This window comes from Amycolatopsis sp. MtRt-6 (assembly GCF_017308975.1).
GTDB lineage: Bacteria > Actinomycetota > Actinomycetes > Mycobacteriales > Pseudonocardiaceae > Amycolatopsis.
Window position 1 is genome coordinate 40,026 of sequence record NZ_JADWPD010000050.1, and the last position, 16,479, is coordinate 56,504.

Consider the following 16,479-nt stretch of genomic DNA (forward strand, 5'->3'; position numbering starts at 1 on the left):
TCGGCGGGCACGCTAGAGTACTTCTCACGCACTCAGGGAGTGCGAGTCCGGGCTGTGGCGCAGTTTGGTAGCGCACTTGACTGGGGGTCAAGGGGTCGCAGGTTCAAATCCTGTCAGCCCGACGGACAGCGGGTTTCCGCAGCTCACAGCTGCGGAGGCCCGCTTTTTGCTGTGGTCATGGGTGTCGATCCGGTCTAGCACAGCGCTCGGTGACACCTTCACTGGAGGCTCGCCCCATGCCGACGAATTCGACCAAACAGGGTCTTCCCAGGCCCGCGGATGACACGTGGCGTTCCTACGTCGAAGAGTGGGACCGCAGCCTGCGCTGCGAACCGCGCGCACACGACCCGCTACAACTACGAGCTCGCCGACACGCGGCTCGCCGACTTCCTGGGCGGCTCGGAGCTGCCGGAGTTCCTCGCGAAGATGGACATGTCCGCCGACGACGAGAGCGACGCCGCGGAGGATCCGGCCGACGTCGGACGCGAGCACGTCGAGTGGTTCATCACCTGGATGATCGACAGCCGCTCCGCCTCCACAGCCCCTCAACAAGTACAAGGCGATCCAGCAGTTTCTTCAACTACCTCCTCAAGTGCGAGGAGATCGATCGCCATCCGATGGACAAGCTCAGCCAGCCGAACACGCCGGACAAGCTCGTGCCGGTGGTGTCCGATGACGAACTGAGCCGCCTGCTCGATACCTGCCGCGGAAAGGCTATCGCGAACGCCGCGATCCGGCGATCATCCGCCTCTTCCTCGACACCGGTGCGCGGCTCACGGAGCTCGCCAGCCTCAAGATTCAGGACGTTGATCTCCGACGGACGGTGTCCTCGTCCAGGGCAAGGGTGACGGCCAAGCCATCAGCCGCTACCTCCGCAGCGGACCTCCCCTACCTGTTTCTCGCCGAACGCGGACGCGAGCAGACGAGACAAAACCTGTTCATCAAGCGACTTGGGTTTACGCCGACGAGCAGCTGATGTCGAAAATGTACGGCACGATACAGAAGCCCACCTCAGCCGCCTGCCGAGCCACAGCGCGGCGAGCAGGAACAGAATCGAGCCCGCGACCCCGACCGGAGTGAGCCCATCGCGGGCGCCGATCTTCTCCGGCTGCCCGACGTCCGGCGGTGAATGAAACGGCGGCACGGCCGGGCGAACTCGTCCGCTGCGTTACATCGGCAAAGCCACCGTCACAACATCGGCTTCGAAAGCGCTTGCCGCCCAACGGGTCCAGCGCAGGCGACGATCATCGAAACCAGCGTCCGGCAGATGATTCGCGCTCCGATATCCGTACCTGAATGCACCAAGAAGCAAGAGACCATCTGCGGCAACGGAGGTCGGAGACAATTTCGAACGATCGCTCGAAATTGCTCCAACGAGGGGGTATCCGAGGCGATCGTTGACTCGATCACACGGCCGACTGTACCGTCCGGTTCAAGGATCCCGCTTACTTGGGGGTTGGGAAATCCGATCGTGCTGGGGGGCGCGTGCTTCTCATCAAGACGACCATCACCGACGAAAAGACCGGCTTGCTCGCCCACGTGGCTGTCGACAGCCTCGTCGACGGGCGGGCGATGGGTGGTGTCCGGATGACTCCGGGCGTCACTGTCGAGGAGCTCGCCACGCTCGCCAGGCTGATGACACTCAAACTCGCATTGGCCGAGCTGCCTCTCGGCGGCGCGAAGGCCGGCATAGTCAGCGATCTACGACCGGGGCCGGAGCGCGACGCCCAGCTGCGGGAGTTCGGTGTGTCGGCCGCACCGCTTCTCAAGGGCGGCATCTACCTGGGCAGCGACCAGGGCATCACCCACCCGGACCGCACGATGATCTTCGACGCGGCGGGGTACGACGTCACCGGCGCACCCGGTGCCCGGCTGCCGTGCTCCTGGGCCGAACTGTGGCAAAAGTGCCAGGACATCACCGGTTTCGGTGTCGTGCGGGCGATTGAGGCGGCCGAGTACGGCCGAGCACCATCGACCGCGGTGATCCAGGGCTTCGGAACCGTCGGCCGTGGCGCCGCACGTCACCTGGCCGCCCTGGGCTATCGGATCGTCGCCGTCGCCGACGCACAGGGCACGGTCGCGCATCCGGGCGGGCTGCCCTTGGACGCCCTGTTCGCCGCCACCGACACCACCGGCTTGATCGACCGCAGCGCACTGCCACCGGCCGTGCGGACGAGCGACGCTCCGGAAGCCTGGCTGGACGTCCCGGCCGAGATCCTCGTACTCGCGGCGGGCGGTGCCGCGATCCGCAGGGAAAACGCGGACCGGGTCCGCGCTCGTCTCGTCGTCGAAGGCGCGAACATGCCCTGTACGGACGCCGCGCTCGAAACCTTGCAGCTGAGGAAAATCCCGGTACTGCCCGGCATCGTGGCGAATGCGGGTGCCGCCGCAGCCACCGCGCTCGTGCTGACCGGTCACGCACCGCAGGCCGAAAGCGCCGAAACGCTGGCACGCGGTCTCCGCGAGGAGGTCGGGCGCCGGATCCTGGCCGCATACCGGGCGGTCGCCGAGCGAGCGGCTGCCGACGACCTGACGCTGCCGCAGGCCGCCGTCCGGCACGCGCTCCGGCGCGTGTACTCGCCGCGGGCAGCGGCCAGCACCGCGATAAACCCCATCACCGTGCCCCCTTCGCGGGCGCGCACCGACATCCACTGATCCGAGAGGAGAACCGGTCATGAGCGTGGACGAAAACCGCACCACCGTCAGGCAGGTCAGGAACGAGTTCGAAGGCGCGTTGAACGCCAGCCTCGACCACGCGCCGGTCGGCAGGCCGACCGACCGGCTGGGCGACCCGGTACCGGAAGCCCTGCCACCCGAGCAGTTCGTCCAGGAGCTGACCGACGAGATCATGGGCTCCGCCGCCGCGAACATCGGCCCCTTCTACGAGCGGCTGATCGCCGAAGAGATCCCGATCGAAGGACTTCGAGACTGGGTCAAGCAGTGGTACATCGACGCGCGGACGTTCCCGTCGGTCATCGCCCAGATCTGCGCCAACGCCACCTACCACTACGACGCCCGGCAGTTCATGGGTGCCAACCTGGCCGAGGAGCTGGGCGAGTTCAACCCCGCCCGCGAGCACCCGGTGACCGTCCGCCAGCTGGGCAACGCGCTGGGCGTGAGCGACGAAGAACTGGAATTCGCCGAGCCGTACCCGGAAACGCTGCTCTACGTCGAATACCGCCAGCACCTGGTGCGGGACTTCCACTGGGTCGAGGCGCTGGCGTCGGGCAGCTTCGCCATCGAGCTGACGATCCCCAACCGGTTCCGCCAGATTGCCCGGGCGCTGAGCCACCAGCTGAACCTCGACGACAAGGCGCTCGAGGTGTTCCGGATCCACGCCGGTGACGAGCGGCTGGAACTGGATTACGGCGGCGACGACAAGCACGCCGCCGAGGCGGGCGCGTTGCTGGCGAAATACTCGGTGACCGCGGAAATGCAGCAGCGGGTCCGGCTCGCCGTGTGGCGTTCGGTTCAGGCTCGCCGGGTCTACCAGTGGGGTCTGTATCGTGAGATCGTCCTCAAGCGGCATCCGCAATGGGAAGCCGTGAACGCCCGCTGACCGCTTGACCGCAGGCGGCCCCGGCGACGCCACGAAGAGCCCGATCGGGAGAGAACTTGAGCTGGAAACTGCTGCTGCTTCTGGTTTCGGTGCCGCTGACCGCGGCCGGCAACCTGATAGCGGGCAGATACGCACTCGACAGTTTCACCCCGACGCAGGCCAATACGCTGCGCTACGCGCTCGCGCTGGTTCTCCTGCTGCCGATGGTGAAACGGTGGCCGAGGCCGGAGCGCCGGGACCTGCCCTGGTTGGCAGGGACCGGCCTCCTCGGCATCTGGGTGTACAATTTCCTGTTCTTTTCCGCGTTGCAGCTCATCCCGGCGTCGGAAGCGGGCCTGCTGGAGATGATCATCCCGGCGGCGTCGCTGGCGTTGGCGTGGCTGGTACTGAAGGAGAAGATCACCTCGCGCGGGCTCATCGGCGTGGGCATCAGCTTTCTCGGCATCGTGTGGCTGATGCGGATCCTGCCGCCGAGTGCCGCGGGCGCCAAGCTTTCCGGGACCTGGCAGGGCGAGATCCTGATGGTCGTGGCGGTCTGCATCTTCGCGGTGTACTCGATCACCAGCAAGTTCGCCATGCGACGGCTGCCGCCGCCCGCCGTCGCCACCTGGAGCTGCGTGTTCGGGCTCATCCCGATGCTGGCGATCACGCTGCCCGGCCTCGTCTCCGCACCCGAGGTGCTGACCCACGCGTCCCTGGCCAGCTGGCTCGGAGTGCTCTACGGCGGCGTGATCGGCTTCGTCTACAACATCATCGCCTGGTACTACTGCTTCCGCCACGTCGGCGTCGCGAAGACGAACATCTTCCTCTACCTGGTCCCGGTGTTCGGCGCGATGCTCGCGATCCCGATCTTCCGGGAATCGCTGACCGTGTGGCAGCTCTTCGGGGCCGGGCTGACGCTCGTCGGTGTCGTGCTCGCGACCTGGCCGGGCACGAAGAAGCCGAGCGCCGCCGAAGCCGCCCCGGCCGAGCCGCCGCCGTCAGACGTCGTCCGGACGCCGCCACCCCGCGGCGATGTTCCGTAACGGCCGTCCTTCGGTGAAGCGGCGGACGTTGTCCACGACCAGCTCGGCGAGATCGGCCGCCTCGCCGGGGTAGGCGAACGCGGTGTGCGGGGTGACCCACAGGCCCGGAACGCTCCACAGAGGACTTTCGGAAGGGATGGGCTCGGTCTCGTGAACGTCGAGCAACGCGCCGCGGAGCCGGCCCGCCGTCAGCGCCGAAACCACCGCACCGGTGTCCAGCACCGACGCGCGCGCGACGTTGACCAGGCACGCGCCGGCCGGCATCGCGGCGATCACGCGGGCACCGACCAGGCCACGGGTCTGCTCGGTCCCCGGCACCGCGATCACCAGGTTGTCGGCCTCGCGCGCCACATCGACCAGTTCGTCCGGCCCGGCGACCAGGTCCGCCGGCCCGCGCCGCCCGCTCCGGGTCACGCCGATCACCCGGACGCCGAAGGCCCGTGCCCGGTCGGCGACCAGTGCGCCGATCCGGCCGAGCCCGACCTGCACAAGCGTGCTGCCGGCCAGCAGCCGGGTGTCCGGTACCCGCCAGATCCCGGAATCCTGCTGCCGCACCAAGGTCGCGCTGTCCTTCGCCAGCGAGAGCAGGGCCATCATGACGAACTCGGCCACCGCGCGGGCGGGGACGGTACCGGCGTGCGTCACCCGCACGCCCTCGGGCGGCGACTCGCCGATCAGCTGGTCGGTGCCGGTACTGGTGAGCTGGAGCCACCGCAGCGCCCGGCAGCGGGCCAGCATTCCGGCCGGGAACGTGTTCGCGACGAGGATTTCGTAGCCGGCGACCTCCGCCGGTTCGGCGGCCGCGACGTCGACGGTCAGTCCGGGCACCGCGGCACGGACGCGGGCACCCAGCTCGGCCCCCAGCCGGGGGTGGAACACGCACATTCGCACCAAACCACCATAACCAGAATCTGTTCCGAGGTGACCGGATGATCCTCTCTGCCACCGCCGACGCCGTGCTCGACCGACTGGAGAACCGGTCTCGCGAAGAACGGCCCGAACTGGACGAACTGAACTCCCGTGGCGCGCGGTGGACCCGCGAAGCGGCGCCACGCCTGATGCTCGACGTCGGTCCGGACGTCGGCCGGCTGCTGAACATCCTCGTCCGGACCAGCGGCGCCCAGCACGTGGTGGAGATCGGCGGATCGGTGGGGTACTCGACCATCTGGCTCGCCAGCGCGGTCGCGGAGACGGGCGGTCTGGTCGTCTCGATCGAGACCGACGACGGAAAAGTCCAGCAGCTGCTGAAGAACGTCGAGGAAGCCGGGCTGCAGGACTACGTGGAGGTCGCCCACGGCAGCGCGGACACCGTCCTGACCGATCTCGCCGGACCGTTCGACCTGGTTCTCATCGACCACTGGAAAGACCTGTACATCAGGGAATTCGACCTCGTCTGGCCGAAGATCCGGCCCGGCGGGCTCGTCGTGGCCGACAACATCCTCGAACCCGCGGCGACCGCCGAGCGGATGCGGGCGTACGTCGAGCACGTCCGGTCGAAGCCGGACGCGTGCTCGTACACCGTGCCGCTCGGCGACGGCATCGAGATCACCAGCCGCGTGCTCCGGCGGGAGTCCTGACATGATCGAGCCGGTCGGTACGGTTTGGCTGGACGGTGCGCTCAAGCCCACGGAGGACGCCGGCGCGCACCTCATGACGCACACCCTGCACTACGGTTTCGGCGCCTACGACGGAATCCGTTCCTACCGGCAGGATGACGGCGGGATCGCCCTGTTCCGGGTGGCCGAGCACATGCGCCGCCTGCGGGAGTCCGCCGCGACCTTGTCGCTCGACGTCGGCTACAGCGTCGACGACCTGATCGAAGCCGCTCGTGACTGCGTCCGGGTCAACGGCCTCCAGGAAGCCTACGTGCGTCCGCTGGTCTACGTGGGCGAACCCCACATCATTTTCGCGCACTGGCTGAACGACGTGCACACGGCTGTGCTGGCCTTCGCGTGGTCGGGCTATTCCGACCGCGGGAACGCCGAAGGCACCACGGCTCTCCTCTCGAGCTATCCCCGCCCCCGCTCGCTTGCCGGGCTGTACAAGGCGAAGGCGTGCGGGCACTACCTGCTGAGCGTGCTCGCCTACACCGAGGCGAAGCAGCGCGGCTTCGGGCAGGCGATCTTCCTCGACGAGGAAGGCATGGTGTGCGAAACGACCGGCGAAAACATCTTCGCGGTCGTCGACGACGTCGTGTGCACTCCCCCGGAGAGCCGGGGACTGCTGCCCGGGATCACCCGGGACACCGTGCTCGCGCTGGCCGGCGACCTCGGGTTCGGCGTCCGCGAACGCGACCTGACCGCCGACGATCTCTTCACCGCGAGCGAGGTGTTCACCACCGGGACGGCTTCGGGCCTGCTGCCGATCCCGGCGATCGACGAGCGGCTCATCGGCACCGGCACCATCGGACCGGTCACCAAAGCCCTCCAGGACCGCTACGCCGGGCTCGTCCACGGACGGGTCCCCGACACCCGCGGCTGGCTCACGAAGATCTGATGACGAAGCGGGGTGTCAAGGCCTTCCCCGTTTGGGCGGCGCTGACGGCGACAAGGCGCTCAGGACGAACGCGTGCACGGCGTCCACCGACTCGGCCACGCTCTGGCTGTGCGCCGGGATCACCAGTTCCGGTGCCCGCGGCGCCTCGTAGGGATCGTCGACGCCGGTCAGTCCGCTGAGGACACCGGCGCGCTGCTTGGCGTAGAGCCCCTTGACGTCCCGGGCGCTGCAGATCTCCACCGGGGTCGCCACGTACACCTCGGCGAACGCGACTCCCTTCTCGGCGTGCCGGACGCGGACCTGGGCCCGGCTGTCCGCGTACGGCGCGATCACCGGCACCAGGGTGATCACCCCGTGCCCGGACAGCAGCCCGGCGATGAACCCGATCCGCCGGACGTTCTCCTCCCGGTCCGCACGGCTGAAACCCAGGTCACCGCTGAGGTTGCGCCGGACCTCGTCACCGTCGAGCACTTCGACCCGGCGCCCGCCGGATCGCAATCGCCCGGCCACCCCCTGCGCGATGGTCGACTTCCCCGAACTGGGCAGACCGGTCAGCCACAGGGTGAGCCCCTGCGCGGCAAGCACGGTGGTCACGACCGCACGACCTCCTTTTCACGAACGACTCGTCTCGGATTGCCGGCGGCCCCGGAGTGCCGAGGGCGGGCAGTGCGGAACAGACCGGCGTCGGATCTCACCGGTCTTCGGCACGGCGACGCATGTCCCGCACCAGCTCGGTCACGCTCCGGTTCGGTGCGGCCGCCGCGGCGGTCACCAGCGCCACGAAGTCGCCGGCGAACCGCTGGGCGGTGCCCTCGTCGAACAGCTCGTCGGAATACTCCAGGAACCCGCGGTAGCCGGACCGTTCGGAGATCAGGTACAGGGTCATGTCGAACTTGGACGTCCCCGTTCCCGGGTAGAGCCGGGTGGCTTCGACCCCGGGCAGGCCAAGGGGGATCCGCGGCGCGTCGTCCACCACGAGCGCCAGCTGGCACAGCGGTGGCTTCCCGAGGTCGACGGTCCTCCCGATCGAGCGGAGCACGGCCGGGTAAGGCACATCGCGACGCGCCATCACCTCCGCGACCCGCCGTTTGGTGGCCGCGACCAGCTCGGCGAACGGGTCCTCGGCCCGCACGGACTGCCGCAGTGGCAACACCGTGGTGAGACAGCCGACCAAAGGCTCGAGCGCGGCCGCGCCGCGCCGCGACACCGGCGCGCCGAAGATCACCTCACCGCGGCCGTGACAGCCGTGCAACAGGGCGGTCATGGCCGCGGCGAACACGGTGAAGGGCGTGGTCCGGGCCGTCCGGCCGAACCGGCGCACGGCCTGCGCGAGCTCGGCCGGGACCGGCACGCCGACCTGGCCGCCGGTGTACCGGGGTTCGGCCGGGCGGGGCCGGTCCAGCGGCAGTTCGTCCTGCTCCGGCGCATCCTTCAGCGCGCCGCGCCACCAGTCGAGCAGGACCGGGTCGACACGCGAGGCCCGCTGCGTGACCGCGAAGTCGCCGATCCGGCCGGTGATCGGCGCCAGCTCGGGCGGACGGCCCTGCACCCGCGCGCGGTAGAGCTCGCCGAACTCCTGGTCCAGCACCGAATACGACCAGTCGTCGATGGCGGAGTGGTGCAGCTCCACGGCCAGGACGAAATGATCGGCGGCGAGCTCGAGCAGCGTGGCCCGCAGGGGCGGCTCCGCCAGGTCGAGCGGGACCCTGGTCGCCCGCCGCACCTCCTCCTCGAGCGTCTCCTCGGTACAGGACCGCCGGTGCAGCACCAGTTCCGGTTCCGGGTGCACGAGCTGGACCAGCGCGTCGCCGTCGAAGACCAGCCGCGTCCGCAGCGCCTCCTGCCGGCGGACCACCTCGGTGAGGGCCCACTCCACGGCAGCCACGTCCACCGGACCGCGCAGCCGGTACACCCAGGACTCGAGCAGCGCGGAGTCGGCGTCGCCGACCTGCTCCTGCAGCCACATCGACTCCTGCTCGTAGGTCATCGGGTAGCGCCTGACCGCGGTGTCGCTCACCGGCTCGCCGAGGCCCGCCGCCGGTGCCCCCACCGGATCGTCGCGGGTGCCGGGAGCCGGTCCGGCCACGGTGGGGTGCAGGCGCGCCGCGATACCGCGCACCGTGGCGTCGTCGAACAGGTCGCGGATGTCCACGTCACCGCGGAGCTCGGCGCGGATCCGGCCGACGAGCCGCATGGCCAGCAGCGAATGCCCCCCGAGCCCGAAGAAGTCGTCGGTGACCCCGACCTCCGGCACGTCGAGCAGCTCGGCGAACAGGCCGCACAGCCACTTCTCGGCGGCGGACTCCGGCGCGACCGTGGCGGCCTGCACCGCCGGTCCGGGAGCGGGGAGCGCGGCGCGGTCCACTTTGCCGCTCGGCGTCTGCGGCAGAGCCTGCAGCGTCACCACCGCGCTCGGCACCATGTGCCGCGGGAGCCGGTCCGCCAGCAGCTCGCGGAGGCACGCGGAGTCCAGCTGGGCGCCGGACCGCGGCACCACGTAGGCCACGAGCTGGTGCTGCCCCGGGCGATCCGCCCGCGCGACGACGACGGCCCGGGCGACGCCGGGCAGTTCCTCGGTGGCCACCTCGATCTCGCCCAGCTCCACCCGCTGGCCGCGGATCTTCACCTGGTGATCGACCCGCCCCAGGAACTCCAGGCAGCCGTCGGCCGCCAGCCGGACCCGGTCGCCCGTGCGGTACATCCGCTCGCCGGCGGGGCCGAACGGGTCGGCGACGAACCGGGTGGCCGTCAGTCCCGGCCGATGGAGGTAGCCGCGGGCCACCCCGGAGCCGGCCAGGTACAGCTCGCCCACCGTCCCGCCCGGAACCGGCCGCAGCCGGTCGTCGAGAACATGAGCTCGGGTCTCGCGGATCGGCGTCCCGATGGGCGGCGCGCCCTCCCGCTCCCGGTCGCCGAGGGTGTGGGCAGTGGAATAGATCGTCGTCTCGGTGGGCCCGTACCCGTTGGTCACCTCGGCCCCCGCCGCGCGCATCCGCTTCGCCAGCGCGGCGGACAGCGCCTCGCCCCCCGTCACGATCCGCACCCCCGAGAGATCGGCAGCGGGCGTCTCGAGCAGGACCTCCCAGAGCGACGGCGTCGCCTGCATGATCGTGATCCCGGCCTGCCGGATCAACGCCGCGAGACGCTCCGGATCACGGTGCTCCGCCTCGGTGGCGAGCACGACGGTGGCGCCGCTGATCAGCGGGAGGAGCAATTCCAGCCCCGCGATGTCGAAGCCGAGGGTGGTGACGGCCAGCAGCCGGTCGGCCGGTTCGACGGCGAGCCGCCGGCGGAACTCGGCCAGGACGTTGGCCATGGCCGCGTAGGTGACGACGACACCCTTGGGCTTCCCGGTGGACCCGGAAGTGTGCAGCACCCAGACCGGGTGCTGGGCGTCCCGGCGACCGCGCAGTTCGCCGGCCTCGATGCCGGTGCCGGCCAGGGTGGTGAGCTCGGCGGCGACCTCGGGGCTGTCGAGCCGCAGACGCGGCACCGTCAGCCAGTCCGCGGCCGCCGCGGGACCCGCCGCGGTCAGCACCAGCACCGGCTTGGTGTCCTCGAGGATCAGGCCGTTGCGCCTCGCCGGGTGAGCCGGGTCGAACGGGACGCAGGCGGCCCCGGTCTTGCCCACCGCGAGCAGGGCGACGAGCATGTCGGCCGTGCGGGGCAGCATCAGCCCGACCAGCGACTCCGGACCGGCGCCGCGGCGGATCAGCAGCCTGGCGAGCCGGTTGGCCCGGGAATCGAGTTCGCGGTAGGTCAGCCGGTCTCCGCCACACAGCAGGGCGACCGCCACCGGCGACCGGGCCGCCTGCTCCTCGAACAGCGTCACCGGCGCCGGCGGCGCGGCACTCCGCGGCGTCACGCCGGGCAGCCCGGGGTCGCCCTGCGCGTCCGCTCCTGTGTCCACATCGCCGGCAGGGTGATCTCCCCCGACGGGACCTCGTAGCCGAACGACAGGAGCTCATTGGCCTCGTCCAGGATTTTCACCATGTCGTCGTGGTCACGCGCTTCGCCCCGGACGACATCGATCCACCTCGTCATGAAGTCCTTTTCCAACGACGCCGGGGGATGCAGGAAGATTTCGTAGGAGGTGACGCCCGGCACCTTTTTCACGGCCTCGGCACCCTGCACCCAGGTCAGCCGGTGCGCGTCCAGGGGCGGCGAGTTGTGGAACTGGAAGTAGACCTTGTCCGGTTTCGCCGCCACGATGTCGTCCGTGTCCATCCCCAAGGCTATCCGCGCGCCGAGATCGATGATGTCGATTCCGCTCGCCCGCGAAGACATATCGTTGATCTGCCCGCCGATGCGTCCGTTCACCTCGATCACCCGCGGCCCGTCGGCCGTCAGCTTCACCTCGGTGTGGATCATTCCCGTCATGATGTCCAGATTGGACAGTGCCCGCTGGGCGAGATCGAGGATCTCGGCCCTTTCGGCGTCGGAGACCGGGGCAGGCCAAAATCCTCCCTGCTCGCGGAACGGGGGCAGGATATCGAACTTGCCGGTGATGCCCAGATGCCTGATGGTGCCGTCCACCACGCAGCTTTCCACCGACACGTAGTCACCGAGCGGCGGACGTTTCTTCCCGACGATGAATTCCTCCGCGATGAGCGGCCCGCGGTAGGATTTCGCCAGGTCGCGAAGCACCGTTTCCCCCTGCTCGACGCTGTGGATCAGGTGGGTGTACTGGCTCCCCTCCCCCACTCGCGGCTTCACGACCAAGGGAAATCCCACCTCGGCGGCCACCTCCGGCCACTGGTCGGCTCCGGGCAGCGAGACCGATTTCGTCCGTTGTACCCCGGCCTCCGCCAAGCGCTTGCGCTGGGCGAACTTGTCGCGCAGCAGGTTCACCGTCGCCATGGAGTAATACGAAAGGCCCAGCTCGGCGGCCACCTCGGCGGTGGGGACGAGCATCCGTTCCGCATAGGTGGTGATGCCGTCCGGGCGCCACGTGCGCAGGTGGTCGAGGAGCTCCGCGCGCGGCTGGTCCCAGGTGAGCGTATCCGCGATTTCGTCGAGGAACGGCTTCATCGCCACGGCGTAGGGCGACGTGCCGACGACGAGCATCAGGTCGGCCCAGTCGGTCAGGCTGAGCACGAGCTCCGCGGGCGTCACCGCCCCCTCTTCGAACATGACGATCAGTCGCGGTCGCCCGGTGCGCCCCGAGTTCACGTTGGCCATCCCCTCATTCCTCCGATGCAGTCTCGGGCAGCGGCCGCCTCGCCACCGCTAAATCGTCTTCGCGGCGGGTTCGAGGGGCACGCGTTCGCCGATCGTCCGAATCCCCTTGCTGAACGTCGCGATCACCGAGGCCACCACGAAGACCGACGCGAACACCGCGAGGACAGCCGGGCTTTCCAGGTGTTCGAGCAGGATGCCGGCCGCCAGCGGGGCCACCGGGTTCATCGCCGACATGAACAGGCCCAGCGCTGTCACCACCCGCCCGTGCAGGTGGTCCGGGGTGACCGCCGTCTGGTGACCGAAGACGGTGGCCGTCGTGGCCGGCGCGAAGAACACGAGGACCGGCATCGGCGCGACGACCCAGTATCCCGCGGGCAGCAGGACACACATCATCGCCATCAGCGCACTCGTCCACGACAGGAGCACGATGAGCAGCCACGGGGAGAGCAACCTCTTGATCCACGGGGCAGCCACCGCGCCGAGGATGCCGCCCACCGCGGTCACGGCCATTGCCGCACCGATGCCGTAGGCGGGGATGCCGGCGTCGTGCAGGATGACGATGATCACGAACAGGGTGCCGGTGAACGCCATGTTGAGCAACGGCTCGAAGACGATGACGGCACGGAGGAACGGCTGCCGCCACAGGAACCCGAATCCCGCCTTGAACGCCTTGACGAAGCTCTCGTGGTGTTCCGGGACGTCTCCGCGCAACGGCCGCTTGATCGCGAGAACCGCGAAGAACGATGTGGCGTACGCGGCGGCGTTGAAGAGGAACGGCAGGGCGCGGGCGAGTCCGAAGAGGGCACCACCGAGCGCCGGCCCGAGCAGCTCGGCGGTGAAGGTGCGGGCTTCGTTGCGCGCGCTCGCGACCGTGATCTGGTCGTGGGTGACGATGTGCCGGAGGACCGTCCGCTCGGCGGAGACGAACAGGGCGGATCCGCCGGCGTCGACCGCGGCGACGGCGAAGACCAGCGGAACCGAAATCCAGCCGAGGGCCGCGGTGGTGAAGGCGGCGATCATCGCCGACACCCGGGCGGCCTCGGTCCACAACATCACCTTCCGGCGATCGAGCCGGTCCAGCAGCACGCCTGCCGGGATGCGGACCGCGATCTCGACCAGCGCGGCGGTTCCCGCCACCGCCCCCGCCGCCGCGGTCGAGCCGTCGATGGCGAGGATGAGCAGCGGATAGACCAGGTAGGTGACCCGCGCGCCGACGGCGGACAACGTCTGGCTCAGCCAGAGGCGGACGAAGTCCTGGTTGCGGCTCAGCGGGACCGGTTCGCCGGTCTTCGGTGACTGGGTGTCTTCGGTCATGGTCCAAGGGTCCTGGTGGGAACGACTGGATGGGTGGCCCGCCGGTCCGGGCCGGGCTTCAGCGCCATCGCAAGGCCGCCGGAAGGTGCCGGTAGCCCTGCACCTGGTTGACGCTCATCCACTGTGGCTCGGCCAGCAGCTCCACCCCGGCCAAGGTCTCGGTCAGCGCTTCGAGCAGGACCGCCAGCTCCGCTCTGGCCAGCGCGGCTCCGAGGCAGTGGTGCAGCCCGTGGCCGAAGGCGAGGTGCCGGTTCGGCTGCCGGTCCAGGCGGACCGCGTCCGGGCCGGGGAAGACGCCGGGGTCCCGGTTCGCGGCGGGCAGCCAGGCCACCACGGCCACGCCCTCGTCCACCTCCTGGCCGGCGACGACCGTCGGCTCGGTGGACACGCGCAGCACGTGCATCGCCGGCGAGGCCCAGCGCAGGATCTCCTCCACGGCGGCGGGGATCAGCCCCGGATCGGCTCGCAGGGCGGGCAGGATCGCCGGGTTCTCGGCCAGCGCGTGGAAGCAGCCCGTCACCGCGTGGCGGGTCGTCTCGTTCCCGCCGATGAGGACGTTGTCGCAGTTGATCAGGATTTCGCGATCGGCCAGGGACCCGTCGGCGAGCAAGGCCGCCACCAGGTCATCACCCGGGTCGGCGCGGCGCTCGGCGATGACGTCCAGGAAGTAGCTCAGGATTTGCGTATGGGCCTCAGAGGGCTCCATGTCGGCGAACGCGGGCTCCTCCCCGCCGAAGGCGTGGTTGGTCAGACCGACGACCAGTTCGCGGTCACTCGCCGGGATGCCGAGCAGTTCGCAGACGACGGCGGCGGGCAGGCGGGACCCGACGTGCGAGGCGATGTCCGGCCCGGTGGCGCCCGGGCTGCGCGGATCGCCGCCCGCACGCAGCTCCGCCAGGATCTCCGCCACTTCGCGGCGCATGAACTCCGTCAGGGACTGCGCCGAAGCCCGCGACAGGAACGGGGCGATCAGGCGGCGAAGCTGGTTGTGCCGCGCACCCTCGCTCGCGACCAGCATCGTGCCGCCGGCTTTGTCCGGCCGGTCGCGGTCGAAGCCGATCATCATCCCGTACTCGGACGTGAAGGGCGAATTCGGCGCCAGCAGCTCCGAACACGCCTGGTGGGAGAAGACCGACCAGAACCCGCTGGGCGAGCTTCCGGGCGGGCTCCACACCGCCTTGTTCCCCGCCACCAGCTCCGCCCACATCCGATAGCGGGCCGCCGTCTGATAGAGATGAGGATCGCCGAGGTCGGCGACGCTCTCGATGGCCGCATTCGTCATACCCGGCCGGCTCCTTCCAGCGAACTCACCACGAGCGCACGAACGCCGGCTTCCTGGGGGCCCGTGTTCCAGAAGTGGCCCCCGTCGAGGACGTGGACGTCGGCACCTTCGGTCGTGAGTTCGCCCCACCGACCGAGCTCGCTGACGTCGACAGCCGGGTCTTCCCGCCCGGCGAGCACCGTGACCGGCACGGGGATGGGCGGCCGTGGTGCGTACCGGTAGGTCTCACAGATTTCGAAGTCCGCACGGAAGCGCGGCAGCAGGAAATCCATCATCTCCGGGTTGCGGAGCAGATCGGCGGGCATTCCCCCCATTTCCGCCAGCCGTTCGGCGAACTCCTGGTCAGCCGAATCGTGCAGCACCGGCGCCCTGCTGGGCAGGTGCGGTGGATGGTGGCCCGAGACGATCAGGTGAGAGGGCGGCAGACCCCGATCCGCCAGGGCGGCTGCCGTCTCGTAGGCCAGCAGCGCGCCCATGCTGTGCCCGAACAGGGCGAAGGGCCGCCGCGCGCAGGCCGTCAACGGCTCCACGATCGCGGCGACCACCGCGGCGACCGACGTCAGGAGCGGCTCCGCGAACCGCGACTCACGGCCGGGCATCAGCACGGGAACCAGCTCGATGTGCGGCGGCATGTCCGCCTTCCACCGCCGGAACTGCTCCGCGCCACCGCCCCCGTGGGGGAAGCAGAACAGCATGCACCCGGCGGATCCGGCGCCGACGTCAGCGGGAAACCAGCCGCCGGAAGGTCCGCCTGCCATCTCGCCTCCCCGCTGGTCCAGAGGTTTCCACTGTTCCGCTCCTGCTCCACCGCGCCGGAATCCGCCCGCGGAATCGTCCGTGTGTCAGCCGGCGGCCGATTCTTCTTGCATGCGCGAGACCAGGCTCCGCGGCCGAAGATCGGTCCAGTGGGTCTCGACGTAGGCCAGGCAGGCGTCACGGGCGTCCGCTCCGAAGACCGTCGTCCACCCTTCCGGGACTTCGGCGAATTCCGGCCACAGCGAGTGCTGTCCCTCGTCGTTGACGAGAACCAGGTAGCGAGCACTTTCGTCCTCGAATGGGTTGGTCATCATTGCCTCCTTCGTCGGTACGCGCCTGTGCGGTGGGCGCGGGTCTCCCAGCCGGCGGAATCACCCGTTCCGCTCGGCTCCGGCCAGCCGGGCCGCGAGCTCCCCTGCTGTCGGGGCCTCGAAGATGTCACGAATACTCGTTTCGGTGCCGAGCTCCCGGCTCACGTAATCGGCGAGGCGCATGGCGGCGAACGAGTTGCCGCCGAGGTCGAAGAAGTCGGCGTCGATGTCCACCGACTCCAGCCCCAGCGCGTCGGCGAACGCCGCACACAACACCCGCTCGTGCCGCGTCCGCGGACCCTGCTCCGCCACCACGGCATCGCCGGGCACCGGCGAAGCACCACGATCGACCTGCTCGGGCTCGACGCGGAACCCGCGGATCTTCACCTGAGCATCCGCCCGCCCCACGAACTCCAGCACCCCACCACCACCCCACCGCACCAAATCACCCGTGCGATACATCCGCCCCCCACCACCACCGAACGGATCAGCCACAAACCGCTCCGCAGTCAACCCCCCACGCCCCACATAACCCCGCGCCAACCCCACCCCCGA

At 69.6% G+C, this 16,479-nt stretch carries 14 protein-coding genes and 1 tRNA gene; 6 read left to right on the plus strand and 9 right to left on the minus strand.

The genetic code is table 11. The features are described from left to right. Positions 1-48: 48 nt before the first annotated feature. The 4 genes from I4Q55_RS46975 (at position 49) to I4Q55_RS46990 (ending at position 4,584) form a co-directional block, all read left to right on the plus strand. Positions 49-122, plus strand: a tRNA-Pro gene (locus I4Q55_RS46975). A 1,363-nt stretch (positions 123-1,485) separates the two neighbouring features. After that, positions 1,486-2,655 (plus strand): Glu/Leu/Phe/Val dehydrogenase, encoded by a 1,170-nt coding sequence (locus tag I4Q55_RS46980; RefSeq protein WP_206797385.1) that lies wholly within the window; start codon positions 1,486-1,488, stop codon positions 2,653-2,655. Positions 2,656-2,674: 19 nt separating this feature from the next. Continuing rightward, entirely contained in the window at positions 2,675-3,559 is an 885-nt protein-coding gene (locus I4Q55_RS46985) for a TenA family transcriptional regulator (RefSeq protein WP_206797387.1), read from the plus strand. Between the two features lie 56 nt (positions 3,560-3,615). Then, the gene (locus tag I4Q55_RS46990; RefSeq protein ID WP_206797389.1) at positions 3,616-4,584 is read left to right on the plus strand and encodes a DMT family transporter; all 969 of its coding nucleotides are present in this window, start codon (positions 3,616-3,618) and stop codon (positions 4,582-4,584) included. On the opposite strand, the gene I4Q55_RS46995 is transcribed toward I4Q55_RS46990, so the two are convergent. Beyond that, positions 4,540-5,469: a D-2-hydroxyacid dehydrogenase gene (locus tag I4Q55_RS46995; RefSeq protein ID WP_242547988.1), complete on the minus strand. Its 930-nt coding sequence runs from the start codon at positions 5,467-5,469 to the stop codon at positions 4,540-4,542. The genes I4Q55_RS46990 and I4Q55_RS46995 overlap by 45 nt on opposite strands. Positions 5,470-5,513: 44 nt before the next feature. On the opposite strand from I4Q55_RS46995, the gene I4Q55_RS47000 reads away from it, so the two are divergent. Together I4Q55_RS47000 and I4Q55_RS47005 are read left to right on the plus strand one after the other, a co-directional pair. Beyond that, positions 5,514-6,161, plus strand: coding sequence for an O-methyltransferase (locus I4Q55_RS47000; protein WP_206797394.1), 648 nt, complete (start codon positions 5,514-5,516; stop codon positions 6,159-6,161). Between the two features lies 1 nt (position 6,162). Next, a complete protein-coding gene (locus I4Q55_RS47005) occupies positions 6,163-7,080 on the plus strand; it encodes a branched-chain amino acid transaminase (RefSeq protein WP_206797395.1) in 918 nt (305 codons plus the stop codon). Positions 7,081-7,095: 15 nt separating this feature from the next. On the opposite strand, the gene cysC is transcribed toward I4Q55_RS47005, so the two are convergent. The 8 genes from cysC to I4Q55_RS47045 form a co-directional block, all read right to left on the minus strand. Continuing rightward, complete coding sequence (gene cysC / locus I4Q55_RS47010; protein WP_206797396.1) at positions 7,096-7,674, minus strand: adenylyl-sulfate kinase; 579 nt, start codon at positions 7,672-7,674, stop codon at positions 7,096-7,098. Positions 7,675-7,771: 97 nt separating this feature from the next. Next, entirely contained in the window at positions 7,772-10,990 is a 3,219-nt protein-coding gene (locus I4Q55_RS47015; RefSeq protein ID WP_206797397.1) for a non-ribosomal peptide synthetase, read from the minus strand. Continuing rightward, the gene (locus I4Q55_RS47020) at positions 10,942-12,261 is read right to left on the minus strand and encodes an acetyl-CoA carboxylase biotin carboxylase subunit family protein (RefSeq protein ID WP_206797398.1); all 1,320 of its coding nucleotides are present in this window, start codon (positions 12,259-12,261) and stop codon (positions 10,942-10,944) included. Before I4Q55_RS47020 ends, I4Q55_RS47015 begins: the two co-directional genes overlap by 49 nt. A 48-nt stretch (positions 12,262-12,309) precedes the next feature. Next, positions 12,310-13,575 (minus strand): MFS transporter, encoded by a 1,266-nt coding sequence (locus I4Q55_RS47025; RefSeq protein WP_206797399.1) that lies wholly within the window; start codon positions 13,573-13,575, stop codon positions 12,310-12,312. Between the two features lie 58 nt (positions 13,576-13,633). After that, positions 13,634-14,857 carry a cytochrome P450 gene (locus tag I4Q55_RS47030; RefSeq protein ID WP_206797400.1) on the minus strand — a complete coding sequence of 408 codons (1,224 nt, stop codon included), beginning with the start codon at positions 14,855-14,857 and terminating at the stop codon, positions 13,634-13,636. Then, positions 14,854-15,615, minus strand: coding sequence for a thioesterase II family protein (locus tag I4Q55_RS47035; RefSeq protein ID WP_206797401.1), 762 nt, complete (start codon positions 15,613-15,615; stop codon positions 14,854-14,856). The genes I4Q55_RS47030 and I4Q55_RS47035 overlap by 4 nt, the downstream gene beginning before the upstream one ends. Before the next feature lie 84 nt (positions 15,616-15,699). Beyond that, the gene (locus I4Q55_RS47040; RefSeq protein ID WP_277992120.1) at positions 15,700-15,924 is read right to left on the minus strand and encodes an MbtH family protein; all 225 of its coding nucleotides are present in this window, start codon (positions 15,922-15,924) and stop codon (positions 15,700-15,702) included. A 60-nt stretch (positions 15,925-15,984) separates the two neighbouring features. Then, positions 15,985-16,344: a phosphopantetheine-binding protein gene (locus I4Q55_RS47045; RefSeq protein ID WP_374194548.1), complete on the minus strand. Its 360-nt coding sequence runs from the start codon at positions 16,342-16,344 to the stop codon at positions 15,985-15,987. Between the last annotated feature and the right edge of the window lie 135 nt (positions 16,345-16,479).